Annotated in this window: 21 protein-coding genes and 1 other RNA gene; 1 reads left to right on the top strand and 21 read right to left on the bottom strand. The window is 50.9% G+C overall.

The genetic code is table 11. The features are described 5' to 3' along the window. Positions 1 to 126 precede the first annotated feature (126 nt). The 21 genes from ssrS to ACTHTY_RS07785 all read right to left on the bottom strand — a co-directional run bounded on the left by ssrS (position 127) and on the right by ACTHTY_RS07785 (position 22,056). A non-coding RNA gene (gene ssrS, locus ACTHTY_RS07685) (6S RNA) lies at positions 127 to 307 on the bottom strand. Positions 308 to 315: 8 nt separating this feature from the next. Further along, positions 316 to 618, bottom strand: a complete 303-nt coding sequence (locus ACTHTY_RS07690) for a cell division protein ZapA (protein WP_003681511.1) — start codon at positions 616 to 618, stop codon at positions 316 to 318. Between the two features lie 11 nt (positions 619 to 629). Further along, on the bottom strand, positions 630 to 953 hold the full coding sequence (locus tag ACTHTY_RS07695) for a hypothetical protein (RefSeq protein WP_036494022.1): 324 nt from the start codon (positions 951 to 953) through the stop codon (positions 630 to 632). 74 nt (positions 954 to 1,027) lie between these two features. Further along, positions 1,028 to 2,017 (bottom strand): NAD(P)H-dependent glycerol-3-phosphate dehydrogenase, encoded by a 990-nt coding sequence (locus tag ACTHTY_RS07700; protein ID WP_107810433.1) that lies wholly within the window; start codon positions 2,015 to 2,017, stop codon positions 1,028 to 1,030. 135 nt (positions 2,018 to 2,152) lie between these two features. After that, positions 2,153 to 4,312 carry a polysaccharide biosynthesis tyrosine autokinase gene (locus ACTHTY_RS07705; protein WP_440367103.1) on the bottom strand — a complete coding sequence of 720 codons (2,160 nt, stop codon included), beginning with the start codon at positions 4,310 to 4,312 and terminating at the stop codon, positions 2,153 to 2,155. Between the two features lie 26 nt (positions 4,313 to 4,338). Next, on the bottom strand, positions 4,339 to 4,788 hold the full coding sequence (locus ACTHTY_RS07710; RefSeq protein WP_004520878.1) for a low molecular weight protein-tyrosine-phosphatase: 450 nt from the start codon (positions 4,786 to 4,788) through the stop codon (positions 4,339 to 4,341). Positions 4,789 to 4,960: 172 nt separating this feature from the next. Then, positions 4,961 to 6,088 (bottom strand): polysaccharide export protein, encoded by a 1,128-nt coding sequence (locus ACTHTY_RS07715; RefSeq protein ID WP_440367105.1) that lies wholly within the window; start codon positions 6,086 to 6,088, stop codon positions 4,961 to 4,963. A gap of 43 nt (positions 6,089 to 6,131) precedes the next feature. Continuing rightward, positions 6,132 to 8,033 carry a polysaccharide biosynthesis protein gene (locus tag ACTHTY_RS07720; RefSeq protein WP_070749491.1) on the bottom strand — a complete coding sequence of 634 codons (1,902 nt, stop codon included), beginning with the start codon at positions 8,031 to 8,033 and terminating at the stop codon, positions 6,132 to 6,134. 108 nt (positions 8,034 to 8,141) lie between these two features. Continuing rightward, positions 8,142 to 9,317 carry a DegT/DnrJ/EryC1/StrS family aminotransferase gene (locus ACTHTY_RS07725; RefSeq protein WP_440367107.1) on the bottom strand — a complete coding sequence of 392 codons (1,176 nt, stop codon included), beginning with the start codon at positions 9,315 to 9,317 and terminating at the stop codon, positions 8,142 to 8,144. Then, positions 9,310 to 10,089 carry a methionyl-tRNA formyltransferase gene (locus tag ACTHTY_RS07730; RefSeq protein ID WP_440367108.1) on the bottom strand — a complete coding sequence of 260 codons (780 nt, stop codon included), beginning with the start codon at positions 10,087 to 10,089 and terminating at the stop codon, positions 9,310 to 9,312. Before ACTHTY_RS07730 ends, ACTHTY_RS07725 begins: the two co-directional genes overlap by 8 nt. A 13-nt stretch (positions 10,090 to 10,102) precedes the next feature. Further along, positions 10,103 to 10,795, bottom strand: coding sequence for an HAD family hydrolase (locus ACTHTY_RS07735; protein WP_440367109.1), 693 nt, complete (start codon positions 10,793 to 10,795; stop codon positions 10,103 to 10,105). Beyond that, positions 10,788 to 11,762 (bottom strand): ATP-grasp domain-containing protein, encoded by a 975-nt coding sequence (locus tag ACTHTY_RS07740; RefSeq protein WP_263338384.1) that lies wholly within the window; start codon positions 11,760 to 11,762, stop codon positions 10,788 to 10,790. Before ACTHTY_RS07740 ends, ACTHTY_RS07735 begins: the two co-directional genes overlap by 8 nt. Beyond that, positions 11,749 to 12,366: a sugar transferase gene (locus ACTHTY_RS07745; RefSeq protein ID WP_036492790.1), complete on the bottom strand. Its 618-nt coding sequence runs from the start codon at positions 12,364 to 12,366 to the stop codon at positions 11,749 to 11,751. The genes ACTHTY_RS07740 and ACTHTY_RS07745 overlap by 14 nt, the downstream gene beginning before the upstream one ends. Further along, positions 12,359 to 13,531, bottom strand: a complete 1,173-nt coding sequence (locus tag ACTHTY_RS07750; protein WP_440367111.1) for a glycosyltransferase — start codon at positions 13,529 to 13,531, stop codon at positions 12,359 to 12,361. The genes ACTHTY_RS07745 and ACTHTY_RS07750 overlap by 8 nt, the downstream gene beginning before the upstream one ends. A gap of 13 nt (positions 13,532 to 13,544) precedes the next feature. Further along, positions 13,545 to 14,615: a glycosyltransferase family 4 protein gene (locus ACTHTY_RS07755; protein ID WP_440367113.1), complete on the bottom strand. Its 1,071-nt coding sequence runs from the start codon at positions 14,613 to 14,615 to the stop codon at positions 13,545 to 13,547. Continuing rightward, complete coding sequence (locus ACTHTY_RS07760; RefSeq protein WP_440367115.1) at positions 14,612 to 15,922, bottom strand: O-antigen ligase family protein; 1,311 nt, start codon at positions 15,920 to 15,922, stop codon at positions 14,612 to 14,614. Before ACTHTY_RS07760 ends, ACTHTY_RS07755 begins: the two co-directional genes overlap by 4 nt. 42 nt (positions 15,923 to 15,964) lie before the next feature. Beyond that, entirely contained in the window at positions 15,965 to 17,392 is a 1,428-nt protein-coding gene (locus tag ACTHTY_RS07765; protein WP_440367117.1) for an oligosaccharide flippase family protein, read from the bottom strand. 168 nt (positions 17,393 to 17,560) lie between these two features. Beyond that, positions 17,561 to 18,868, bottom strand: coding sequence for a nucleotide sugar dehydrogenase (locus tag ACTHTY_RS07770; RefSeq protein WP_036492804.1), 1,308 nt, complete (start codon positions 18,866 to 18,868; stop codon positions 17,561 to 17,563). A gap of 574 nt (positions 18,869 to 19,442) precedes the next feature. Then, complete coding sequence (ribD, locus tag ACTHTY_RS07775; RefSeq protein ID WP_440367119.1) at positions 19,443 to 20,546, bottom strand: bifunctional diaminohydroxyphosphoribosylaminopyrimidine deaminase/5-amino-6-(5-phosphoribosylamino)uracil reductase RibD; 1,104 nt, start codon at positions 20,544 to 20,546, stop codon at positions 19,443 to 19,445. A gap of 14 nt (positions 20,547 to 20,560) precedes the next feature. Continuing rightward, positions 20,561 to 21,013 carry a transcriptional regulator NrdR gene (gene nrdR / locus ACTHTY_RS07780; protein ID WP_150540629.1) on the bottom strand — a complete coding sequence of 151 codons (453 nt, stop codon included), beginning with the start codon at positions 21,011 to 21,013 and terminating at the stop codon, positions 20,561 to 20,563. A gap of 200 nt (positions 21,014 to 21,213) precedes the next feature. Next, positions 21,214 to 22,056, bottom strand: coding sequence for a class II glutamine amidotransferase (locus ACTHTY_RS07785; RefSeq protein WP_070645319.1), 843 nt, complete (start codon positions 22,054 to 22,056; stop codon positions 21,214 to 21,216). 283 nt (positions 22,057 to 22,339) lie between these two features. On the opposite strand from ACTHTY_RS07785, the gene ACTHTY_RS07790 reads away from it, so the two are divergent. Then, entirely contained in the window at positions 22,340 to 23,080 is a 741-nt protein-coding gene (locus tag ACTHTY_RS07790) for a Slam-dependent surface lipoprotein (RefSeq protein ID WP_440367120.1), read from the top strand. Positions 23,081 to 23,148 lie beyond the last annotated feature (68 nt).

A 23,148-nucleotide genomic window follows, 5' to 3' on the forward strand; every position in this document is an offset into this window, starting at 1 on the left:
TTTTGTCAATCTTAATTGAGTGTGTTTGATGCATGAATATGCGGTTTTTTCAGACGGCCGGAAATCTTTACGAAAGTCTTTACTTGGAAAGGGAAAAGCCACACCTGTCGGCATGGCTTTTTTTAGGGAATCCCCACGAGTGCCGTTTAGGCTGAATCCGCTTGAACCTTGCTGACAAGGCGGTCACCTCGGGTAGTTTCGGGTGCGTCCGATAAACGGACGCTCGCGCCCACTACAGCTCCCGGCAACCTAAAGCGAACGTATTGGTTCAAAGGAATATATGCCTTCGCGAACACCGCAGGGAAAAGGGGAAAATCAGTTTTGTTCCAAGCGCGCCAGTGCTTTTTGGCACGCGTTGTTCATGTCGGTTATTTTACGCTCAAATTCACCGATTGCCAAATCGTCGTTGAGAGTGGTTTTCAAGAGGTCGTGTACGACGTTGAGGGCTGCCATGACGACAATTTTGTCTGTGCCGACGATGCGGCCGCTTTCTTTAATCGCATCGCTTTTCTTGTTGAGCATTTCAACGGCTTGCAGAAGGGTGGCTTTTTCTTCACTCGGCGTGTTGATGGTGAAGTTGACATTCATGATGTCGAGATTGACTTGTTCGATACTCACGGGGCGTCCTTTTATTGTTGTGTTTCTTGGGGCAATCGGGCAATGAGGCTGCGGATTTGGTCTGCACTTTGGGCCAGCGCGTTGCGGTAGTTTTCTTTTTCGGCAGTCAGGTTGTCAATTTTGCTTTGCAGGTCTTCTTTGAGTTTGCCGACTTGAACCAGCAAGGCTTCGCTGAGTTCGTCAATGGCCGCATCGTGTTGGCGTTTTTGTTGCTCTTGCTCGAGTTTGAGTCTGTCGATTTCTTCGTTGAGACGGCGGTTTTCTGAAACCAGCGTTTCAAATTTTTGGACAAGTTGGTAAACGTTGATTTCCAGATTGTTCAGTGATTGGTTCATGTGTTTCCCTTCAGACGGCCTTATGGCCGTCATATTGTGCGTCAGGCCGTCTGAATGGCAGACGGCGCGACAGTTTATTCGAAGCGAGCGCTTCGTTCCATCAGTCGTTCAACGACTTGCTGCGGGGTCATTTCTTTGCGGATGAGTTGCAGCAGGGTTTGAGTGATGGGCATATCGATTTGGTATTTGGCGGCGGTATTGAAGACTTCTTCAATGGTGCTGACACCTTCGGAAACGTGGCCGATTTCAACAAGCACTTGATGCAACTCTTTGCCTTCTGCGAGGCCGAGGCCGACGCGGCGGTTGCGCGAGAGTGCACCGGTACAGGTCAGGATAAGGTCACCGATGCCTGCCAAACCCATCATGGTTTTGGGTTGTGCGCCCATGGCGATGGCAAGGCGGGTGATTTCGGCAAGGCCGCGGGTTACTAAGGCTGCACGTGCATTGAGGCCGTATTCGAGGCCGTCTGAAAGGCCGGTGGCAATCGCCATGACGTTTTTAACGGCACCGCCCACTGCGACACCGATGACGTCGGTGCTGCCGTACAGGCGCATTACGTTGGTGTTCAGTTGGGCAGTAGTTTCTTCCACCCAGTCTTTGTTTTCGGAAGCAAGAACGACGGCGCAAGGCAGTTGGGCGGCCAGTTCTTGGGCAAAGCTCGGGCCAGAGAGAACGCCGATTTTTTTATTGTTAGGCAGGACTTCTTTCAGTACTTGGAAAGTCAAAAGGCCAGTATCTTGTTCAAAACCTTTGCAGGCGGCAAGAACGGGAATATCGGCGGCGTTATGCTGTTTGAGCAGCTCGGCGCTGCTTCTGAGGCCGGCTACGGAGGTCACGATCAGGGCAAGTTGGCTGTCTTTCAGCGCTTCGCCCAAATCGGCGTGAACGGTCAGGGACTCAGGGAAAGGGAAGCCGGGCAGGCCGCGTTTGTTTTCGCGATCTGCTTGCAGGGTGCGGATTTGGTCGGGATTGCGTGTCCAAAGGGCAACTTCATTGTTGTGGTGCGCAAAGTGCAACGCGAGAGCTGTACCCCACGAACCTGCGCCGATGACGGTAATTTTCATGTTTCTCTTCCATATGGGAACGGGGCTTACTTTAAAACAAACGGCTTTGGGGTGCAAGGGCGGAGTTTGTGAAAAATATTTTGTGCCGTTTAAAAAGCCTTAGGCCGTCTGAAAGTTCAGACGGCCTGCTTCGGTTTATGATTTATTGTTACCGGAATGGTAGGCATCGTAGGCGTAGTAGTCGTAGCTGTTGTTGGCTTCGCGCTTCATGCCGTTGAGGACGACACCTTTGATGTTGATGTGGTTTTGTTTGAGGCGTTCGACGCTGGCCTCAAGCTCTCGTGCACGCGTGTGCGCATAACGGCTGATCATCAGGACGGTGCCTGCATGTTGGCCGATGATGACGGCGTCGGTCACGGCCAATACGGGCGGCGTGTCCAAGATGACGTAATCGTAGCGTTGGCGCGCGTGGGCGAGCAATTCGTTGAAACGGTTGTCCATCAAAAGCTCGGACGGATTGCTAGGATAGCTGCCGCTGCTGATGAGGTGGAGGTTTTCAATGCTGGTCTCTTGTACGGCTTTGGCCGGAGCCGCTTTGCCGCTTAGGATGTCAGACAAGCCGAACTCGGGGGTAAGGCCGAAGAGTCGGTCGAGGTAGCCTTTGCGCATATCGGTATCGATAAGCAGGACGCGTTTGCCCGATTGCGCCATTACGGCGGCGAGGTTGGCGGAGATAAAGGACTTGCCTGCCTCAGGCGCGGCACCGGTAATCATGAGGACGTTGTTAGGCGCGTCCAGCATGGAAAAGTAGATATTGGTGCGCAGGGCGCGGATGGCTTCGACTGCCGTGTCGGCACGGTCTTCGCTGGCCAGCAGATAGTTGGAACGGCCGCCGGTTTTCTTGAATTTGCTTTTGAAGAAGTCGCGTTTTTGCTGGGTTTTGGAGTGCGGAACAAGAGCGACGACTTCCAAATTGAGGTTTTCGATTTCTTCGGATGAAGTAATGCCGTTTTTCATGCGGTTACGAATCATCAGCCACAAAGCGGTCAATGAGCCTGCGGCAAGTGCGCTCAGAAGTGTGATGACGGCTTTGCGCGGTGCAACGGGGTTTTCAGGGACATAGGCATAATCGACGATGCGGACATTACCTTGCGCGCTGGCTTTCATGATGTTGAGTTCTTGTTGTTTGCTCAACAGTTGGACGTAGGTAGCCTGGTTGGTTTCTACGTCGCGGGTCAGGCGGATGACTTCTTGTTGGGTATTCGGCAACTCGGCAATTTGTTGGTTGATTTTGTTTTTAGCGCGCTCGAGGACAGCAAGTTTGTCCAATACGGCTTTATAGGAAGGGTGTTCCGGCGTGTACAGCTCGGCCAAACCTGCTTCTTCGGTTTTGAGCAGGGTGATTTGGGTTTCGATGCCGGTCAGGCTTTCCAATGCGCCTTTAGACTCGAGCGGAATGTCGAGGGAGCCTGATTGTTGGCGGTAGGCATTGAGTTTGTTTTCAGCGTCTTGCAAGGTTTCTTTCAAGCGTGGTAATTCTTCGCTGATGAAGGCCAAACCGCTGGATGCAACTTGGACGTCACGTTCGCGGTTTTGCGCAACGTAGTTGTCGGCAATGCTGTTGAGGATGACGCTGGTACGTTTAGGGTCGGTGCCGGTAAAGGTAAGGTTGATGATGGGGCTGGTTTTACCTTTGCTGATAACGGCCAGTTTGTTTTGGATGTTTTCGATGGCGCTGATGCGGGAGAACTTGGTCAATGCAAATTCTTGACCCGGATTAGCCAGGATTTGATCGATTTTGAGGGTGGTTTGATTGTTGATTTTCAGAGGTACGCCAACCTTGCCTTCTACGACGCGTTTGTCAGGCAGGGTAAGAGTATAGGCTTTGTTGCTCTTGGCGGTCAGTGTGAAGGTTTTGTTGAACCATTCGTCTTGTACGGTAAAGCTGCCGACGGTCAATTTAGGATCGGGGTCTCCGTTGATGTTGTGCATCAGGCTGCCGATAACAGGTGTGTATTTGGCTTTGACTTCTTGGTCAAGCTGAAGGTCGTCAACGGTTTTACCCAGCACCAAGCGTGATTGAACCAGCTCGACTTCTGCTTCAGACGGCGTGGTTTGGTTGTTGAAGATGCTGTTGATTTCGGTCAGGATTTGGTTTTGTCGCGTTTCAATTTCCAGCATGGCGTCGGCACGGTATTGCGGAGTGGATGCCAGGCTGAAGGCTGCGCCAAGAATGCCGCCTGCAAGCAGGGCGGCGAGGATTTTGTATTTATTTGTCCAAATTACTCGCAGCTGTTGGCCGAAGTCGATTTCGTCGTTGTCTGCGCTGTAAGGTGTGTAGGTCGTTTTTTTCATTGCTTGCTTTCTTGTTCATGCCGGTTTTATACCGGTTGAGTTTTTCCGTTTAGTTTGGTTTTCCAAGTGTCTGCGGCAGCATTGAGCTGTTCAAAAACGGCTTCAAACATTTCGCTGCTTTGTTTGTATGGGTCAGGTACGGTTTTTTTAGGCAACCATTGGGCAAACAGCATGGTTTTGCTGCGTGCCGGCGGATGAATGTCGGCCACCATGTCGATTTGACAGGGCTCCATGACGAGAATCAAATCGGCCTGTTCGCACATTTGGGCGGTCAGTTGGCGTGCCGTATGGCCTGCAACGATAACGCCGTGTTTGAGTGCGGTTTTGATGGCTTGGAAATCGGCATCCTTACCTGCCAGTGCTTTTATGCCGGCGCTGCTGATGCGGTGGCCGGGTAGTTTTTTCTGCATAATCCGCTCTGCGGTGGGGGAGCGGCAGATGTTGCCTAGGCAGACGATGAGTATGTTGTGGTACATGATATTGTTTTCGGTTTATGGTCTGAAAAAAAGCGTGAGTCAGACTATAAGATACTGCTTTTCCGTTTGTGCGGTGTGTACGGCTTTTATATGCCGTTTATGTAATTTGGTCGGATTGTGCGTGATTTTGTATCCTGCTGTCAAACAAGGGTCTGACAGCAGGAACCACTGCTTATTTAAACGTATTGTCGAGGGTATTGACGTTGCTGATGGAGTTGGTAATTTGTGACATTACGCGGTTCCAACGGGTAACCGGGGCTGCGGTAACGTAAACGGTGTCTTCCGAACGCAGTTTGAATTCGCTGCCCAGTGCGTAAGAAGTCGCATCTTTCAGGTTGAGCTGGTAGATGTGGATAGGTTTGGCCGCATCCTCAGGTACGCGGCGGATGACGAATACGCCGGTTGCATCCGCATAGGCTTGGTTCATGCCGCCCACTTCGCCAAGCGCTTGGGTCAGGTTGAGGCCGTGGTTGCCGATCGGCAGGGTCGCTTGTTTGCCGACTTCGCCCATGATGTAGATTTTGTTGTTGCTACTGTTAGGAACGTAAACGATGTCGCCATGGCTTAGGAGGTGGTTTTGCAACATATCGCCGTATTGCAGCATGTCTTGCAGGGAAATGGTGCGGTCAACGCCGTTGTGCGTCCATTTGATGTGTTGGGTGTCGGCACTTTGGGTGACGCCGCCTGCTTGGTTGATGGCATCCAAAATGGTCATCGGGATATTGGTAATCGGCAGCTGACCTGCTTGGTTGATGGCACCGGATACTGAAATGCGTTGCGAACGGAATTCGGTAACGTTGATGGCTACTTGAGGGTTTTTGATGTAGCGTTTCAGAAGGTTGGTCAGGGTGTTTTGCAATTCGTCCAAAGTTTTGCCTTTGGCTTGAATTTTGCCTGCCAACGGGTAAGTGATATAACCGCCCTCATCTACCCAGGCACCGCGGCTGACTTGGTTGGTTTGCGGGTTGCTTTGCTGGATAGGGGAGTTAAGGTCGGAGTGCGCCCAAACCATGATATTGAGGACGTCGCCGCTGCCGATGCGGTAGCGGTAAGCGCTTTTGCTTTGCTCCAAGCCTTGGTTGGATTGGGAAAGTACGGGCGGCGTACGCATTTTTTCAATCAGGTTGGGCGTGATGGGGTAAACGGCAACGCGGCTGTCGAGGTTGGTATCGGCGGCGGTGTCGGTATCGGTGTAAACAATGGTTTTGGTTCTGGTTTTGATGGTTGAACCAGGAATGACTGTTGTGCTGTTACAGGCAGTCAGTGCGAATAGAGTAAGCAGGGAGAGCGTTTTTTTCATGTAGTAGTCCTTGCGGGATGGTGTCCGGGCCGTCTGAAAATGTTCAGACGGCCTTGTTGTTTTGTTGCCAAACCAAGTCGCAGATACCGTCTTTGGGTACAAAGCCTGTCGGTGCGCGCAACAGAAGCTGGCGCAGGCTGTTTTGGTCACTTTGGAGACAAGCGGTTTGGAGTTCCGACAGTATGTCAGATAATTGCGTCCATGGAAGCATTACTTCACTGGCGGTCATAATCCGGGGATGAGTGGTTTTTTGCACCTCGTCGCCGATGAGCAGTTCTTCATAAAGTTTCTCGCCCGGGCGCAGGCCGGTAATCTTGATTTCGATGTCGCCGTGCGGGTGTTGCTCGTCTTTGACTTTGAGTCCGCTGAGGACAATCATTTGACGGGCAAGGTCGATGATTTTGACGGATTCGCCCATATCGAGGACGAATACGTCGCCGCCTTTACCCATTGCACCGGCTTGGATAACCAGTTGCGCTGCTTCGGGAATGGTCATGAAGTAGCGGGTAATGTCTTGGTGGGTCAGGGTAATCGGGCCGCCTTCGGCAATTTGTTTTTCAAATACAGGGACAACGGAGCCGGACGAACCCAATACGTTGCCGAAACGCACCATGCAGAAGCGTGTTTTTTGTTCCGGCTCGGCGGCAAGGGCTTGTAGGCAGAGTTCGGCCATGCGTTTGCTGGCGCCCATGGTGTTGGTCGGACGGACGGCTTTGTCGGTGGAAATCAAAACAAAGGTGGAAACGCCTGCATCTACGGCAGCCTGCGCGCAGCAGAGTGTGCCGAACACGTTGTTTTGAATGCCTTCGATAGTGTTGAACTCTACCATTGGAACGTGTTTATAGGCTGCGGCATGATAGACGGTGTCGACGTGATAGGCCTTCATGATGCTGCTAAGGCGTTCTTTGTTTTGAACCGAGCCCAAAAGCGGTACGACTTCGACTTGGCTGCCTTGCGCGGCTTGGGTTTCGCGCAATTCTTTGTCTATGCTGTATAGGGCAAATTCGGACAATTCAAACAACAGCAGTTTGGTCGGACGGCAGTTGAGAATTTGACGGCAAAGTTCGGAGCCGATAGAGCCGCCTGCGCCGGTCACCATCACGACTTTGTCGCTGATGTCGGCACTCATTAATTCAGGGCGCGGTGCCACAGGGGCGCGGCCGAGCAAATCGACCACAGAGATTTTTTTCAATGAGCTGACGTTGATTTTGCCGTCGACCAAATCTTTCATGCCCGGAATGGTCAGGACTTCGCATTTGTATGCTTCGAGGCGGCGGATGATGTCTTTGCGTTCTTCCGGCGTAGAACTTGGAATCGCCAGCAGAATTTTGCGGACGCCGTAGCGGCTGATCAGCATCGGGATTTCGTTGGGGTTGTAGACGGCAAGGTCATAGATGACGGTGCGTTGGATTTTCGGGTTGTCATCGACAAAGGCGATGGCCGAATATTCGTTAACCTGTTTGATGGCTTCCAGTAACTGGCGGCCGGATTGGCCTGCACCGTAGATGATGACGGGCGTCATCTGTTTGCGGTGATGGTCGGTCAGGATCGCGCGCAGGATCATGCGTGAGCTGGTCACGCCGACCACCAAGACCAAGAAATAGACGATGGGCAGGGCAAGGTGTAGTTTTTGTTCAAAAATCAGGGTGGTCAGGCAGAACAAGACCGCTGAAATGATGCTGCCGAATGCGGCGGCGGTCAGGACGCGGATGCTGACGAAGCGCGTTACGGCGCGATAGAGGCCGATACGGATGAAAAGGATGATGGTCAGCACAGCGGTGCTGCCGAAAGCCAGCCAGTTGGCGATACTCAACCATTCGTCGGAATATTGTACTTTGAGGCTTTGGGCAAACCAAAACGCCACGAATATCATCAAGATATCGTGGATGACGAAGAAGGTTTTTTTTAGATTGCGCGGCAGAGCCAGCAGGGTTTCCAAGTTCATTTTATATTTCTTGTGTCTGAGTGTTGTAATGTGGCTTGGTACGGATTGTTTGAAGCAGGCTGTTTTATTTTTTCAGACGGCCTGAAGTTGCAGGCCGTCTGAAAATGATTATACCGTGGCTTCAGTCAATACGGCTTCGATGTTTTCTTTGCAGAACGCAATTTCTTCATCAGTCAGGGTTGGGTGCACCAAGAACATCAGGCTGGTGTCGCCCAACTCGACAGCGTTTTTCAAACGCTCTTTCGGACGCCAAGGCGTGTTGTCGAAGGCTTTTTCCAAATACACTTCGGAGCAGCTGCCTTGATAGCATGGGACTTTGCGCGCGTTCAGTTCATTGACGATGCGGTCGCGTGTCCAGCCGTCTTTCAGGTGTTCGGGTTTGACGAAAACGTAGAACTTGTATTGCGCGTGTTCGATGTAGTCGGCCACTTCAACCAAACGGATGCTGGCGAATTTGCCCAAGCTTTCAGCCAGTTTGGCGGCGTTTTCTTGGCGGCGCGCCGTCCATCCGGGCATGCGTTTGAGCTGGATGCGGCCGATGACCGCCTGCATTTCCAACATGCGCCAGTTGGTACCGAAGCTTTCGTGCAGCCAGCGGAAACCGGGTGCGTGTTCGCGGTGGTACACGGCATCGTAGCTTTTGCCGTGGTCTTTGTACGACCACATTTTGCTCCACAGCTCTTTGTCGTTGGTGGTCACCATGCCGCCTTCGCCGCCGGTGGTCATGATTTTGTCTTGGCAGAACGACCAAGCGCCGACGTGGCCGATAGAGCCGACGGATTTGCCTTTGTATTTCGCACCGTGCGCTTGGGCGCAGTCTTCGATAACCCACAAGTTATGTTCTTTGGTCAAAGCCATGATGTCGTCCATTTCGGCAGGCATGCCGGCAAGGTGAACCACGATGATGGCTTTAGTGTTTGGTGTCAGCGCGGCTTTGATGGTTTCGGCGCTGATGTTTTGGCTGTTTAAATCGACATCGGCGAAAACCGGATTGGCACCGGCGGTCACGATGCAGGACGCTGAAGCCAAGAAGGTGCGTGAAGTGACAATCACATCATCGCCTTGGCCGATGCCCATTGCTTTTAGGGCTACGTCCAAAGCCAACGTACCGTTGGAAAGGGCGACGGCGTATTGCGTGCCGACAAAGGCAGCAAATTCTTTTTCAAATTCGCGACATTCCGTACCTGTCCAGTAGTTGACTTTGTTGGACAGCAGGACTTTGGAAACGGCATTGGCTTCTTCTTGAGTAAAGCTTGGCCATGGGGAGAGTGATGTATTAAGCATTTGTTTTTCCTGCGAAAAGACTGGTTGAGCCTTTGGGGGCGATTTCTTCCAGCAGTTGGCGGTTGATCAGGGTGTATTTCTGACCGTTGATTTCGACGTATGCGCCGTCGTAAGGAGGGAACCAGAAGGCGCGGATTTTTTTCTCCACATCGTCGCCGTCGCGGATTTGCTTCATGGCTTCCATTTCGTCACGGCTGACGTAGCGGCCACCGATGTTTGGCGTGGTCGGCAATTTGGTTTTCGACTCGATGGCGCGGGTGATGATGCGTCGTGCGAAATCTTCCAATGCCTGCATGGTTTTGCGTTCGAGCGATTGGGCGGTTTCTGTTTCGGCGTCGATAGGGAAACGGTCCACTTCGATAATTTCACCGGTATCGATGGAAGCGTCGACGTAGTGGGCAGTATTGCCCCATTCGTTCAGCTCGTCCATGATGGCCAGGTTGTAGCCGCCCGTGCCTTTGTATTCGGGCAACAGCGCAGGGTGGAAGTTGATCGTGCCTAAAGTCGGAATGCTCAGGAATTCATCACGCAGCTTGCGCCAGTAAAGGACGGACAAGCCCAAATCGTATTTCAGACGGCCTTCTCGCATTGCTTCCAAAGCCGTATCGAAGGTGTACAGGGGCAAGCCCAATTCCTGCGCGGCGGCCGTAGTCGGCGAGCCTTGCAGATGGCTGTCGGTCAAGACACCGATGATTTCGATATGGTCTTGTTTGGTCAAAAAACGAAGCAGGTTGGCGGAAACCTGTTTACGACCCATAAATAAGATTTTCATGGAGAAATGTCCCTTATGCATTTGCTTTTTCGGTGGCGGAAGTTGTCAGTGTAGTCAGTTCTTCCAGGGTGTTTATCCAAAGGGTGGGCTGGTATTCACGACCGTATTGCTCGGGCTCGGCTTGATGAATATTGTGCGGCTTAGGCATAATGCCTATGGAGAGCCAACCCAGTTTGTTGGGTGCGACAAAATCTTTTTTGATGTTGTCGCCGATGTAGATGAAACGTTTTGCAGCCGGATATTTGTTTTGCAGGAAGACAAAACGCTTATCGTCGGGTTTTTCCGATTGCATGGCTTCTGAAATCAAAATGTCGTCAAACAAATCGGTCAACCCCAAGGCCTGTATTTTCAAACGCTGTGTCAGACTGCGGCCGTCTGTAATCAGGGCGCATGCGGCAAAAGGGCGCATCAGCTTCCGTAAAAAAGACGGTTCGACATAAGGTCGGATAACAGGCCTGTGTAGTCGATATTGCCACAAAAGTGATTGTTTCTCTAGTTCGTTTAATTTGCAATGATGACACAAATTGTCGAGCCAGTCTTTACTTTTATTGTCTGCAATTTCATTTAGTACGTCGGCATCGTGTTGTGGATAAAACGACGTAATTATCCCTACAACTGCCTGTATTCCGGAGCATTTGTAGTCGTACTCAGAGTAAAGCGTATCGTCAAGATCGAAGACGATGACGGATTCTTCCGGCTTAATCATGTTCTCTTACCAAAACTTTAGCATCGTAACGAAGCATGATTAAATTGTTTTCCCAGTCGTCGGAGAACGGGACGTCTTGGCTGCCGATATATTCTTGAATCAGCCAGCCCGGATAGTTGCCGCCTGCGGCGTAAGTCAGTGGAAAACCGCCGCCGAAGCGCGGGTTGATTTCCACACCGTAGGTTGTGCTGTCGGTTTTGCTGACGAAGAATTGCGCGGTAATGCAGCCGCGTGCGCCTTCCAATACGGCCATTTTTTCAACCAGCTCTTCATACAGGGCATTGCGTCGGGTTGCGCCTTTGCTGACTTCGCCGGTGCGCACTTCCAAACGTTCGCGAGGGATGGCGCATTTCAGACGGCCTTGACGGTCGTAATACATATCGACGGTAAACTCGGAGAAAGTATTCTCAATATCGATGTATTGGGCGAACATCATTTTCGGGTCTTCGGTAATGTCGACAGTCAAATCAGCCGGTGTGTTGATTTTTTTCGCACCGATGGCGCGGCTGCCGTCATAAGGCTTGGCAAAACATGGGAAAACCAAGCGGTCACGTTCGTAAATTTCAGGCGAACGGATGCCGTATTGTGCAAACAGGCCAGCGGTCAGGCGCTTGTCGCGGCACAGGGTAATCAGTTTTGCATCGGAAATGACAATATGTATTCCTTCAGCTTCAAAACGGTCACGTGCTTCGGCCAGTTTGAGCAGCTCGGTATCGATGGTTGGCACAATCAGACCGATGTCGTGTTGTTTGGCCAGCTCTAAAATGCTGTCAATGTATTCGGCTGCATCGATGCGCGGCACGCTGAAAGCGCGGTCGGCAACATGGCAGGCAGAAGACATGTGGGGGTTGAGGTCAGTGGCAAAAACGCCGATGCCGTCTGAAAAACGTGCGGCTTCGGTTTGGAAGTCCTGCACCAATTCGACACGGCGACCTGCCGACAGAATCAGTATGTTATTTTTTTTCATCAGTTTTATTACCCGTGAAATAAGGCATAGTGGCTTCTCCTTCGGCTGAGATGCCTTCTTTGACGAAGACTTTTTTAACCGTCAGGAACAAAATTTTAATATCCAGCCAGAAGCTGAAGTGGTCGATGTACCAAACATCGTGGGCGAACTTTTCGTCCCATGAAATAGCGTTGCGGCCATTGACTTGCGCCCAACCGGTTACGCCCGGTTTCATTTCGTGGCGGCGGTTTTGGAAGTCGTTGTACAACGGCAGGTAGTGCATCAGCAGCGGACGAGGGCCAACCAGACTCATCTCGCCTTTTAAGACATTCCATAATTCAGGAAGTTCGTCCAAACTGGTAGCACGTAATTTTTTGCCGAAATCGGTCAGGCGTTCGCTGTCCGGTAGCGGGTTGCCGTCTTTATCGATTGCATCGCGCATGGAGCGGAATTTAATCATTTTAAACGGCTTGCCATCCTTGCCCGGCCGCTCTTGGATGAAGAACACGGGCGAGCCTAGGTTTTTGCGGATGAGGTACACCAAAATCAAAAACACAGGCGACAGGATAATCAGCCCTGAGGCGGAGGCAACAATGTCAAACAGGCGTTTGAAAAATTTATTCATGAGCTAATCTTTCAATCAGGTTGACAATTTTTTGATAGGCAACGTCGCGTTTGAAGCGGCGGACGATTTCTTCGGACTGAACAGGATCGTTTTTGCGCTTCAGAATATCTTTGGCGGCTTGAACGAAACCGTCCACATCGCCGGAACGGTAGTTCGCATGCGGCAGCAGGGTAAGGACTTCGGCAACTTCGTCGTTGACCTGGCTGTTCAGAATCGGTTTTTGCAAAGCCATATAGTCGGACAGTTTGTTGGTAATCGACTGCATGGCGTAAGAGTGGATGGCGTTGACGGAAATATCGCAGCCTTTGGCGACCGACATCATTTCGGCGTAAGGAATGTAGCCGTAAAACTTGATGCCGTCGCAGGCATATTGTTTGAGCCTGTCCAAATCGGGGCCGCCGCCCATGATGTGCAATTCGACGTTTTCGCCGGCGTCCAACAGTTTGCGAACGCCTTTGCACACGGTTTCCACGTCATAGCTGTAACTGAGTGTGCCCAAGTAGAAAAAGCGGGTTTTATCGTCGCCAAAATCTTTGGCAGGTGCGGCATCGAGTTTGGGAAAATCCGCGCCAATATAAACGACTTCGCCAGGTACGTTCGGATTGGCTTCTTTGGCGCGGTCGAGATAAGTCTGCGATACGGCAACCAGCGCATCGGCGTAGCGGTAGGCTTGGTTGGCGCGTGAAGCAAAGGGCAGCAGGTTGTGCGGTACTTTTTTCAAAAAAGGTACGACTGAGGAGAAAGACTCCGGCCATACGTCCTGCACGTCGACAATCAGTTTGTAGCCCAAACGCGCTTTGTGTTTGCCCAACAGCAGGTTAGTGGCAATCAGCGGATAGGCGGAAAAGACGACATCTTGTTCGCTCGGACGGCAGTTTTCCAACCATTTTTCAAAATGTTTGACGAAGCGGTGATGGCTGGTCACGCGTCCCAAAGACACGTTTTTGCTGTATCCGCTTTCTTCCAACAGCATGACTTTCAGACGGCCTTGTGAGGCGGCCTCGGCATCTTCAGGCCGTCTGAAAGATTTGTCGTAGTGCTTGAAGTTGCTAGTAATCAGCAACACGTCATGCGACTGCGACAACAGCTCGGCCAGATACCAGAAGCGGTTGAAATGCGGCTCGGACGGCAGCGAGCAATAAGGGGCGACGATGGTAATGTTCATGTTTCAGACGGCCTTACATTTCGTACGCAGCCATGGTGGTGCGGTAGATTTCGTCGTCGGAGCATAAAGTTTCGACGTGTTTGTGCAGGGCTTTGCCCATTTGACCGCGCAACTCTGGATGCTTGATGAGTGTATCGACGGCTTCGATAAACGCTTCGTCATCGCCGAAAGGAATGCAGTAGCCGGTTTGGCCGGTGATGACCATTTCGGAAATGCCCGCCATGTTGTAGGTCACGACAGGTGTGTCGTAAAGGCCGGCTTCCAAAATATTGTTGCCGACACCTGCGCCGTGGTCGCCTACGCAACGCGGCGTGTTCACCAAAATATCGACTTCTTTGAAGTAGCCGGTCAAGTCGCGGACACCGCCGAGGAAGGTGACTTTGTCTTCAATGCCCAAACGTTTGGCTTGGGCTTTGAGGTTGTCCATTTCTTCGCCGATACCTGCAACGTTGAGGCGTACAGGCATGCCGCGGTCAACCATTTTCTTCAAAATATCCAACATCAGGTGTACGGCGCGGACGGTGTCCAAACGGGAAAGCGTGCCCAGTTGGACATAGTCTTTGACCGTTTTTTCAGGAACGAAATCTGCTTTGTGCAGGGCGTTGTAAGTGTAGGTGATGCGGTTGGCAGGGAAACCGTAACGGATGAGTTTTTCGCGTTCGTGTTTGCAGTTGCCGATGATGTACACGCCCAGCTTGTCGAAAAGCTTGGCAATTTTCGGATAAGTTTCCGGATCAAGGCCGCGCGCGTGGTAGAACACTTTGGTTTTCGGCGAGGCAAACTTGGCCGCAATGGCGCAGGCCGGAACGATACGCGCCATTTGGCAGTGAATCACATCAGGTTTCTCTTTTTTCAGCAGTTTCATATAGGCAAACATGCCTTTGACGTAACCCAATAATCCGCCTTGGTAAAAATCGATCGGCTGCCAACGGATGCCCAATGCTTGCGCTTCCTGAATCAAAGGGCCGTCTGAAGAGGCCAATACGATATCGTGTCCGCGTTGTTTGAGCAGGCGGCCGAGGCGGAAAGTGGCGTTTTCAGTGCCACCGAGGCCAGACATGGAGGTAGTCAGGATGATTTTCATGATGGTTTCTTCGTATCGTATAGTGTTTCGTTGTATGCGTAAGCGGCCATATCTTTCAGCTTGGGCGCAACAAATATGCTGTAAATAAAAATCAGCAGGCAGGGCAGCCAGATAAACGGCATACGCAAAATGGTGGACGGAATAAAACCGGCCAGCAGGAAAATGCCTAAGGCAACCCAAGCCAAAACGCGCGATTTGCCGGTTACTGCGCGGTTTGAGGCGGTGTAGAGGAAATAACACGCCACAAAGGCAATAAAGCCGAGTAAGGAAATCATGCCGAAACCCAGATACAGCTCGATGATGAAGCTGTGCGGGTTTTCAAAGCCCAAGCTGCCGCTCAAATGTCCGCCGAAATATTCGCGGAAGTTTTTAGGACCGTAGCCGGTCAGCAGCAGGGGCGGATTATTCCAGAAGTAGTTGTAAATCTCCTGACGGTAGGACACGGAATTGTCGCTGCCCAAGTCGTACAGGAAGAGGTACACGCGGCTGGAAAAGCGTTCCAAAAACTGGTTGCCGTTGAGTGAGAGCAAAAATTCCGCAATCGCGCGTGATGGAATCATCGACAACACCAACGCCAGCAAACCTGCGACGCCGACCGTAATAAAACCGTTTTTGCGATAGGCTGTATAAACCAACAAAATCAACAAGTAACAGCCGATGGCGGTACGCGATACGCTGGCGAAAATGGCCATGCCCAACAGCAGGAACAAGCCCCAGCCAAGTAGTTTTTCTTTGTGTTTTCGTCCTTGGAGTTGGAAGAAAAACAAAATGGCAGGCGCAAGGCAGACCGCGGTGGCGGCAAGGTTGTTCGGATTAAAGAACAAGCCTTTGAGCGAGCCTTCGTCAATAGCCAATTCATCGCTGGCACTCACAAACTGAATACCGGTGGCCAGCTCTGCAAAAGGCGGTACGGCGATAAACAGCGTAAATACGATGAGGAACTTCTGAATCGTTCCCAAAGGGTCGTCGGCGCGCTTCAATACTTGGTAAAACAAGTAGAAGAAAGCCGGAACAGCCATAAAAAACAAAATATCCATGTACTGCGTCGGCGTCAGCGACGTAATGCCCATGTGGATGGCAGGCCAGATGCACATGGCGGTCAGAGCGCAGAGCATGGCAAAAATCTTGCGCGGAATACGCTTGCTTTCCAGAAAAAATACGACAAAACCAAGCAGTACAAATATCAGGGTCAGCGGGTTGTCGATACGTGGCACGCCAACCTTAAAGGACAGCGCGGGCCCCAGCATATAGGCTGCGAGCATGATGTAGAGGATGTAAGTGTATAAGTTCAGACGTTTTATTTTCATAGTAGTGCTGTTGTTATCGTAGAGACGTGAATCTCAGGTTGGCTATTTTGCCGAACGGTTTAATTTGGCTTTGATTTTTTCGGTCGCGGCAAATAGTGCGTGTTTGTATTTTAGGAACAGGGAACCCAGTCCGACTGCCCATGCCAGCGCAAACCAAATATAGTTGTCGCGCGTACCCAGCCAAGTGTAGGCAAGGCAGATCATCAGGCAGAGCGTTGAGTTGGTATAAATCTTCAGGCGCGGCAAAGGTTGCCACAGGCGTGAAGAGAATTCGGTTTTCAAGATGAAAAACAGCCAAAAAGCTGTTGCGCTGGCCATAGCCGCACCTTTTGCACCGAATTTCGGCACCATCAGATAGAGCAGGGCGGTATTGGCGATAAAGGCAACGATGTTGATGGCGGTAATCAGCCAAGTCGAGCGGACGACGTTCAAACCGATGCCGCTGACTTCGGTCAGCGTGTAAAACAGGGGGAAGAGCATACACGAGAGCAGGATAAATTGAACCTGCGTGTATTTTTCCGGCAGTATCCAAGTCGCCATCGGCGAGAAAATCCCGATAAGGCAAATCATTGCGCTGATGAGGACGGTCATGGAAAGCGTGATGTCGCCGATTTTATCCAGATTGTTTTTTTCTTCTACCCATTTAAACACCAAAGGCGCCCAAATGGTGGAGAACACGCTTTGGAAAATCAGGGCGACGGCGCCAAAGCTGACCGCCATCGAATAAATACCCAACTCGTCCAAGCCCGAGATGTTTTTGAGGACAAAGCGGTCAATCGAAGTCAGACCCCAATAGGCCAAGTTGCCGAATGCCAGCGGCAGGCCGTAGCGCAGGCCGTCCCGATGCAGCTCTGACGACCATTTCGCATGGGAAACGGCTTGCAGGTCTTGGCGCAGTTGATAGATCAACAGCGCAACGGTCAGCACTTGGGCGGCGGTGTAGGCAAAAACCAGTGAAGTGGTATTGGCGGGCAGGCCGGAAGCGATCACGGCAAAAACCAACAACAAAATCAAGAATTTCGGCGCAAGCTGGCTGACGGAAAAAGCCAATGCCTGCTCTTTCATCCGCAAAATCAAGGCTAAAAAACGGATAATCAGCGTGGTGGCTAAGAAAATCAGGAAGAGAATCCCCAAATTCGCACTAGGGATGTCGAAAATGATTTCAGACGGCCATGATGCGTTTATCAGCAACACTAAAACCACAACCGCCACAGTCAGAATCAATGGCGATAAAAAAACGGATTTGAACAGCGCGGCCTTGTCTTTAACGGCGTAATAGTCGCGAATATAGGATTGGTCCAGCCCCAAGCCCAGCAACAGGATGCTCAATCCGGCAATGGTCTGCAAGAGTACGATACGGCCGATGTCTTCCGCAGGGAAGTACCATGAGATGAGCGGCAGGGAAAGCAGGCCGAAAGCAGCGCTTCCTATCGGGCCCAATGCGTAGCCGAGGATTTTTTTCGCGTTCATATTATTTGTTTTCAGACGGCCAGAAGTTCGAGCTGAGCGTTTTTCGTAAGAGATGCGTTGTTACCGTTGCCGGTTTGCCAAGGCCGTCTGAAAAACAAATGGCCTTGGGAAACCGGCCGCCGTCCCGATTGGGGAAACCGGAGGCAGCCGGATGCGTCTGAAGCAAGATTATGCTTTGATGACTTTAGGATTTTTCACTGGGAATTTGCCGCGTGTATCGACAATCAGCTTGGCATGTTCGGTGATCATGTCATAGTCGAATTTATCGTGATCGGTGGTCAGAACCACGCAGTCGTATTGGGCGACAGTTTCAGGGGTCAGCGCTTCACTCTTCAAGTCGAAGTAGTGGTGGCCGGGGATGTGTGGGAACTCTGGAACGTGCGGGTCGGAGTAGGAAACCACTGCGCCCAGTTTGTGCAGGCGGTCCATCACTTCCACAGACGGGCTTTCACGCATATCGTCTACGTTTTTCTTATAGGCGATACCCAATACCAAGATTTTGCTGTCTTTGATGGAACGGTTGTGGTCGTTCAAAGCCAGGCCGACTTTTTCGATAACGTAGTCGGGCATGTGGGAGTTCACTTCACCGGCCAGCTCGATGAAACGGGTGTTTACACCGTATTCTCGTGCTTTCCAAGTCAGGTAGAACGGGTCGATAGGGATACAGTGGCCGCCCAAGCCAGGGCCCGGGTAATAAGCGACGAAGCCGAACGGTTTGGTTGCAGCGGCATTGATGACTTCGTGAATGTCGATGCCCATTTTGTCGGCAACGATTTTCATCTCGTTCACCAGGCCGATGTTTACGGCGCGGTGGATGTTTTCCAAAAGTTTGGTCAGCTCGGCCGCTTTGGTGGAGCTTACTGGAACAACTTTATCGATGGCAGGTTGGTACAGCGCAAGGCCGACTTCCAGACACGCAGGGGTATGGCCGCCGATGACTTTTGGAATGGTACGGGTTTCAAAGTTAGGGTTGCCCGGGTCTTCACGCTCAGGAGAGTAAACCAAGAACACGTCTTGACCGACTTTCAAGCCGCCTTCTTCCATGCGTGGCAGCAATTCTTCTTCGGTAGTGCCGGGGTATGTGGTGGATTCCAAAGACAGCACTTGACCGGCGCGCAGGTAAGGTTTTACCGCATCGGTAGTGTCGATAACGAAGCTCATGTCCGGCTCACGGTATTTGTTCAGCGGAGTCGGTACGCACAAAATGACGGCTTCTACTTCGCCGATGCGGGAGAAGTCGGTCGTTGCTTCAAACAGGCTGTTGGAAGCGGCGGCAATTTTGTCGGAAGGAATATGCTCGATGTAGCTTTCGCCTTTGTTGAGCTTGTCAACTTTGGTTTTGTCGATGTCGAAACCCAAAACTTGGTAACCGATGTCCACATAGCGCAGCATCAGTGGTAAACCAACGTAGCCTAAGCCGACGATGCCGATTTTTGCGGTCTTATCGGCAAATTTTTGTATCGTAATGTTTTTCATGATGTCTTTCGTGTAATGAATGAGTAAATCGGGAGTGTTTGCCCGATGCCTGAGTTGTTTGCTGCAACCGCATAGCCATAGTCGGCTGCCGTATCGTGTGAAGCCTTAAAACCATACTTATAATTACATTAGACAAAATCATAAGCACTTATCTGATTCGTCTCAATCAAAAAAGTTTAACGGTCGTTCAGGCTGCCTATAAGGTATGAAAACGGTATTTTTGAATATTTAATTTTCAGAAGTTACGTTCAACTACATGTTTTGATTTTAGATATTGTTTTGTCAAATTCATGGTTCATGAAATGAAACTACCGTTTATGCCGTTTAAAACCCTTCTAGAATAAAAACTTTTAATAAATTTTCGTGGCTTAACTTATCTTAATAATCCATTATTTCGTGATGAAAAAAAGGAAAATCTGTCGACAATTCGCTTGAGGATAGTTAACTTAAGTCAAAGTTTTAAATTGGAATACGCTAAAGTCATTATAATATATTGACGAAAAAATTACATTTATTGCTATATAAATGATAGATATATTCTATTTACAATGGTTTAATTATTAAGTTGAGGCAATTAGACGGATTTTTTTCGGAGAACCCATTTAATGTCCTGCCCGATGATTTCTACCGATTGACTTTGCCAAAGGCCGTCTGAAAGTAGGGCGGCCGGATTTTCAGGGAGGGAGAAAAGAGGTTTGCCTGCGCCTAACAGTTTCGGTGCTTGGTAGAGGACGATTTCATCCACCAAGTCATCCTTCAGGAAGGCTGAAGCAAGTGTTGAGCCGGCTTCTACTAGAACTTCGCCAAAGCCAAGTTCTGCCAGTTGCGGCATGAGTGAAAGAAGATTGATGCGGCCGTTGATGTGTTCAGACGGCCTGATGATGCGGATATGTTCAAATGCACTTAGAACCTGTAAACGTTGTTCGTCTGAGGAAAGGGTAACGATAACGGTCGGGCTGTCGGTATCGGTAACGAGGTGGCAGTCCAAAGGGATTTGCAGTCGGCTGTCTAAGACGATGCGCGCAGGCTGGTGCAGGGTGGGGAAGCTGCGGACGTTGAGTTTCGGGTTGTCGGCAAGTACGGTACCGATACCGGTCAAAACGGCGCAACTTTCGGCACGGAGAATTTGTACGTCTTCGCGCGCCGCTTCGCCGGTAATCCAAAAGCTGCGGCCGTCTGAAAGGGCGGTTTTGCCGTCCAAACTGGCGGCGCATTTGAGGCGGATAAACGGTCTGCCGCGTTCGATACGCGACAGAAAGCCACGGTTGAGCTCGCGCGCCTGCGCTTCCAGTAAACCGCTCTCGGTACGGATTCCGGCGGCTTCCAGCATGGACAAACCTTTGCCTGCGACCAACGGGTTGGGGTCGGTCATGGCGGCGACCACGCGTGTTACGCCGGAATGAACGAGCGCTTCGGCACATGGCGGCGTGCGGCCGTAATGGCTGCAAGGTTCCAGCGTGACATAGGCTGTTGCGCCTTTTGCCGCCGCTCCGGCCTGCCTTAATGCGTGAACTTCAGCGTGCGGTTCGCCTGCTTTGACGTGGAAACCTTGTCCGACGATTTGGGCGCCGTGTGCAATTACGCAGCCGACGCGGGGATTGGGGGAAGTAGAAAACCGCCCAAGCTTGGCCAGCTCGAGGGCGGTTTGCATCATTTGGGTATCAAGTTCGGAAAACATGGTTTCAGACGGCCTTATTTGGCTTTGCATTCGGCGATGACTTGGGTGAATTCGGAAACGTCTTTAAAGCTTTTATAGACAGAAGCGAAACGGACATAAGCAACTTGGTCGATTTTTGCCAGCTCTTCCATCGCCATTTCGCCGACGATGCGCGAAGCGACTTCTTTTTTGCCCAAACGGTAGAGGCGTTGCTCGATAAGGGCAACGGTTTCATCGATTTGTTCTTGTGTGACAGGGCGTTTGTGCAGCGCGCGCTCAAGGCTGGTCTGCAGTTTGTGCGCATTGAAGGGAACCCGTGTGCCGTTGGATTTGATGACTTGCGGCATCCGCATTTCAACGGTTTCAAAAGTGCTGAAGCGTTGTCCGCATTCCAAGCATCTGCGACGGCGACGGATGCTGTTGGTGTCTTCCAGCCATCGCGAGTCGGTTACTTGTGTGTTGGGGTGTTGGCAAAACGGGCACTTCATCGGGTTTCCTTGTCATACGCTCGGCAAGGTCGCTAAGCAATTGAATTTATTGTTTGTGAACTATTATTGTAGCGGATTGCGTTATTTTCGTATAGTAAAGGCTTTTGCGTAGAATTTAGGTATAAAAAGGCCGTCTGAAAGGGCAACTTTGGCGAAGTTGGGCTTTTCAGACGGCCTTGAGTTTTTCAGTCAATCAAACGTCAAACCGATACGCCGACGGCACGGGCGATTTCCAAACCTTCTTCCGCACTCATGTAAACCGGATTGTTGGGGCGGTCGCTGAGGACAATGTCGCCGTCTTGAAACATCACCAATTCATTGACTGCCAATTGCGACCAGGTTTCATCTCGTGTCAGGGGCAGGGTGGCGATGACGGAAACTTTATCGTTCGGGGTGGTCACTTCTGAAAAATCAACCATGACATCATCGTCCAGCAAACGCGCTTTGCCAAACGGGGCTTTGCGCACGATGTAGTGCAGCAAGGTGCTGGCGTGGGCAAACAGGCAGTCGCCGTTGGACATGACGAAGTTGAACAAACCGTAGCGGCGGATTTCATGGGTCAGGCCAGCAATGGCGTCAAACAAAACTTCAGGTTCGGGTTTGGTAGCAAAGCGGCTGCGCAGGCGGTTGAGAATAAAGCAGAACGCGCGTTCGGAATCGGTCGTGCCGACGGCATGGTAGTACTCGCCCTGCTCGGGGTAAAAATCAATCAAATGGCCGTTGTGGGCAAACAGCCAATATTCGCCCCACATCTCGCGCATGAAGGGATGAGTGTTCGCTAATGAGGTCTGGCCTTGTGAGGCCTTGCGGATATGGGCGATAACGTTTTCAGATTTGATTTGGTAGGCGCGTACCAAGTCGGCAACGGGCGAGTTGGCGCTGGGCTTGTCGTCGTGAAACAAGCGTACGCCTTTGCCTTCAAAAAAGCCGATGCCGAAGCCGTCGGCATGGTGGTCGGTAATGCCGCCACGGCGGCGGAAGCCTTCAAAAGAAAACATGATGTCTGTGGGAGTGTTGCAATTCATGCCGAGCAGTTGGCACATGGCGTTAACCTTTTTTCCGAGTATTTATAGGGTCATTATGGTGTATCGGGCAGGCAGTTTCAATATATTCTTTGCCGTTTTAGGGTAGGTGATACAGGTTGTATCGAATTAAAAATAAAGAATTTCGCTTTGTAGGGGATTGTTAGGACATTTACTAATTCTGTGCTAACACTTCCCCTATAAAATACTTTGCAGAACAAAAAGACCTCCTCACATAACGATATGTTCTACTCACAACGAAACATAATTTTCCCCACCATCGTTTTACCTCAAGGAGTGTTCAATGAAACTGAATCTGCAAAAAACCACCGCTACTGTTTTGGCTGTTGTGTTCAGCGCAGGCGCATTTGCCGCCAACAATTACTACAACCCATTTGATTATGGTTACCAAAACTACAAATACGGCAAAAAATGGGGTAAGCCTGCATCTGAAGCCGAAGGCGAAAAAGTGATGAAGAATGCGGCATACCGTTCCGGCGTGTATTACACCAACGTAAACCATATTCCTGCAAAAGCAGACCGCAACGGTGTGAAAACCGTACAAGTTAACGATGCGTACACTCGTCAAAACCTCGGCCGTTATGCGTTTGATACCATTAAGAGCGGCGGTTCGGAAGTATATTACGGCGAGTGGGTCGGTAAAGAATACGCTAAAGGCACCAACCGCGGCGTTTACTACTCCGGTGACAAACGTGCCACCCAAATGCCGGTTTCCGGCGTAGCCAATTACGCGGTTAAAGGCATCAACAACTACACCGGCAATAATCCGCTGACCGGTACATTGCGTGCCGACTTCGGTCAAAAAGTCTTGACCGGTTCTATGAAAAATAACGCTGTACAGATGGATATCCATTCCCGCATCAAGCCATCTAGCGCATCATTTGAAGGCTACGCCCGCGCCAACGGCCACTTCGGTAAAACCGAAGGCCACTTCTTCGGCAACGGTGCAAGCGCGTTGGCCGGTGTTGCCAAATTTAAGACCGACCGCAATCTGGATACGGCATACGGCGGCGTAAAACGCTAAAATCCGTCTTTAAGTAAAATAAAGCCTGCCATCCGCAGGCTTTTTTAAACACTTGCCTCCAAATTTCT

Source organism: Neisseria sp. P0019.S002 (genome assembly GCF_051957155.1).
Lineage (GTDB): Bacteria > Pseudomonadota > Gammaproteobacteria > Burkholderiales > Neisseriaceae > Neisseria > Neisseria perflava.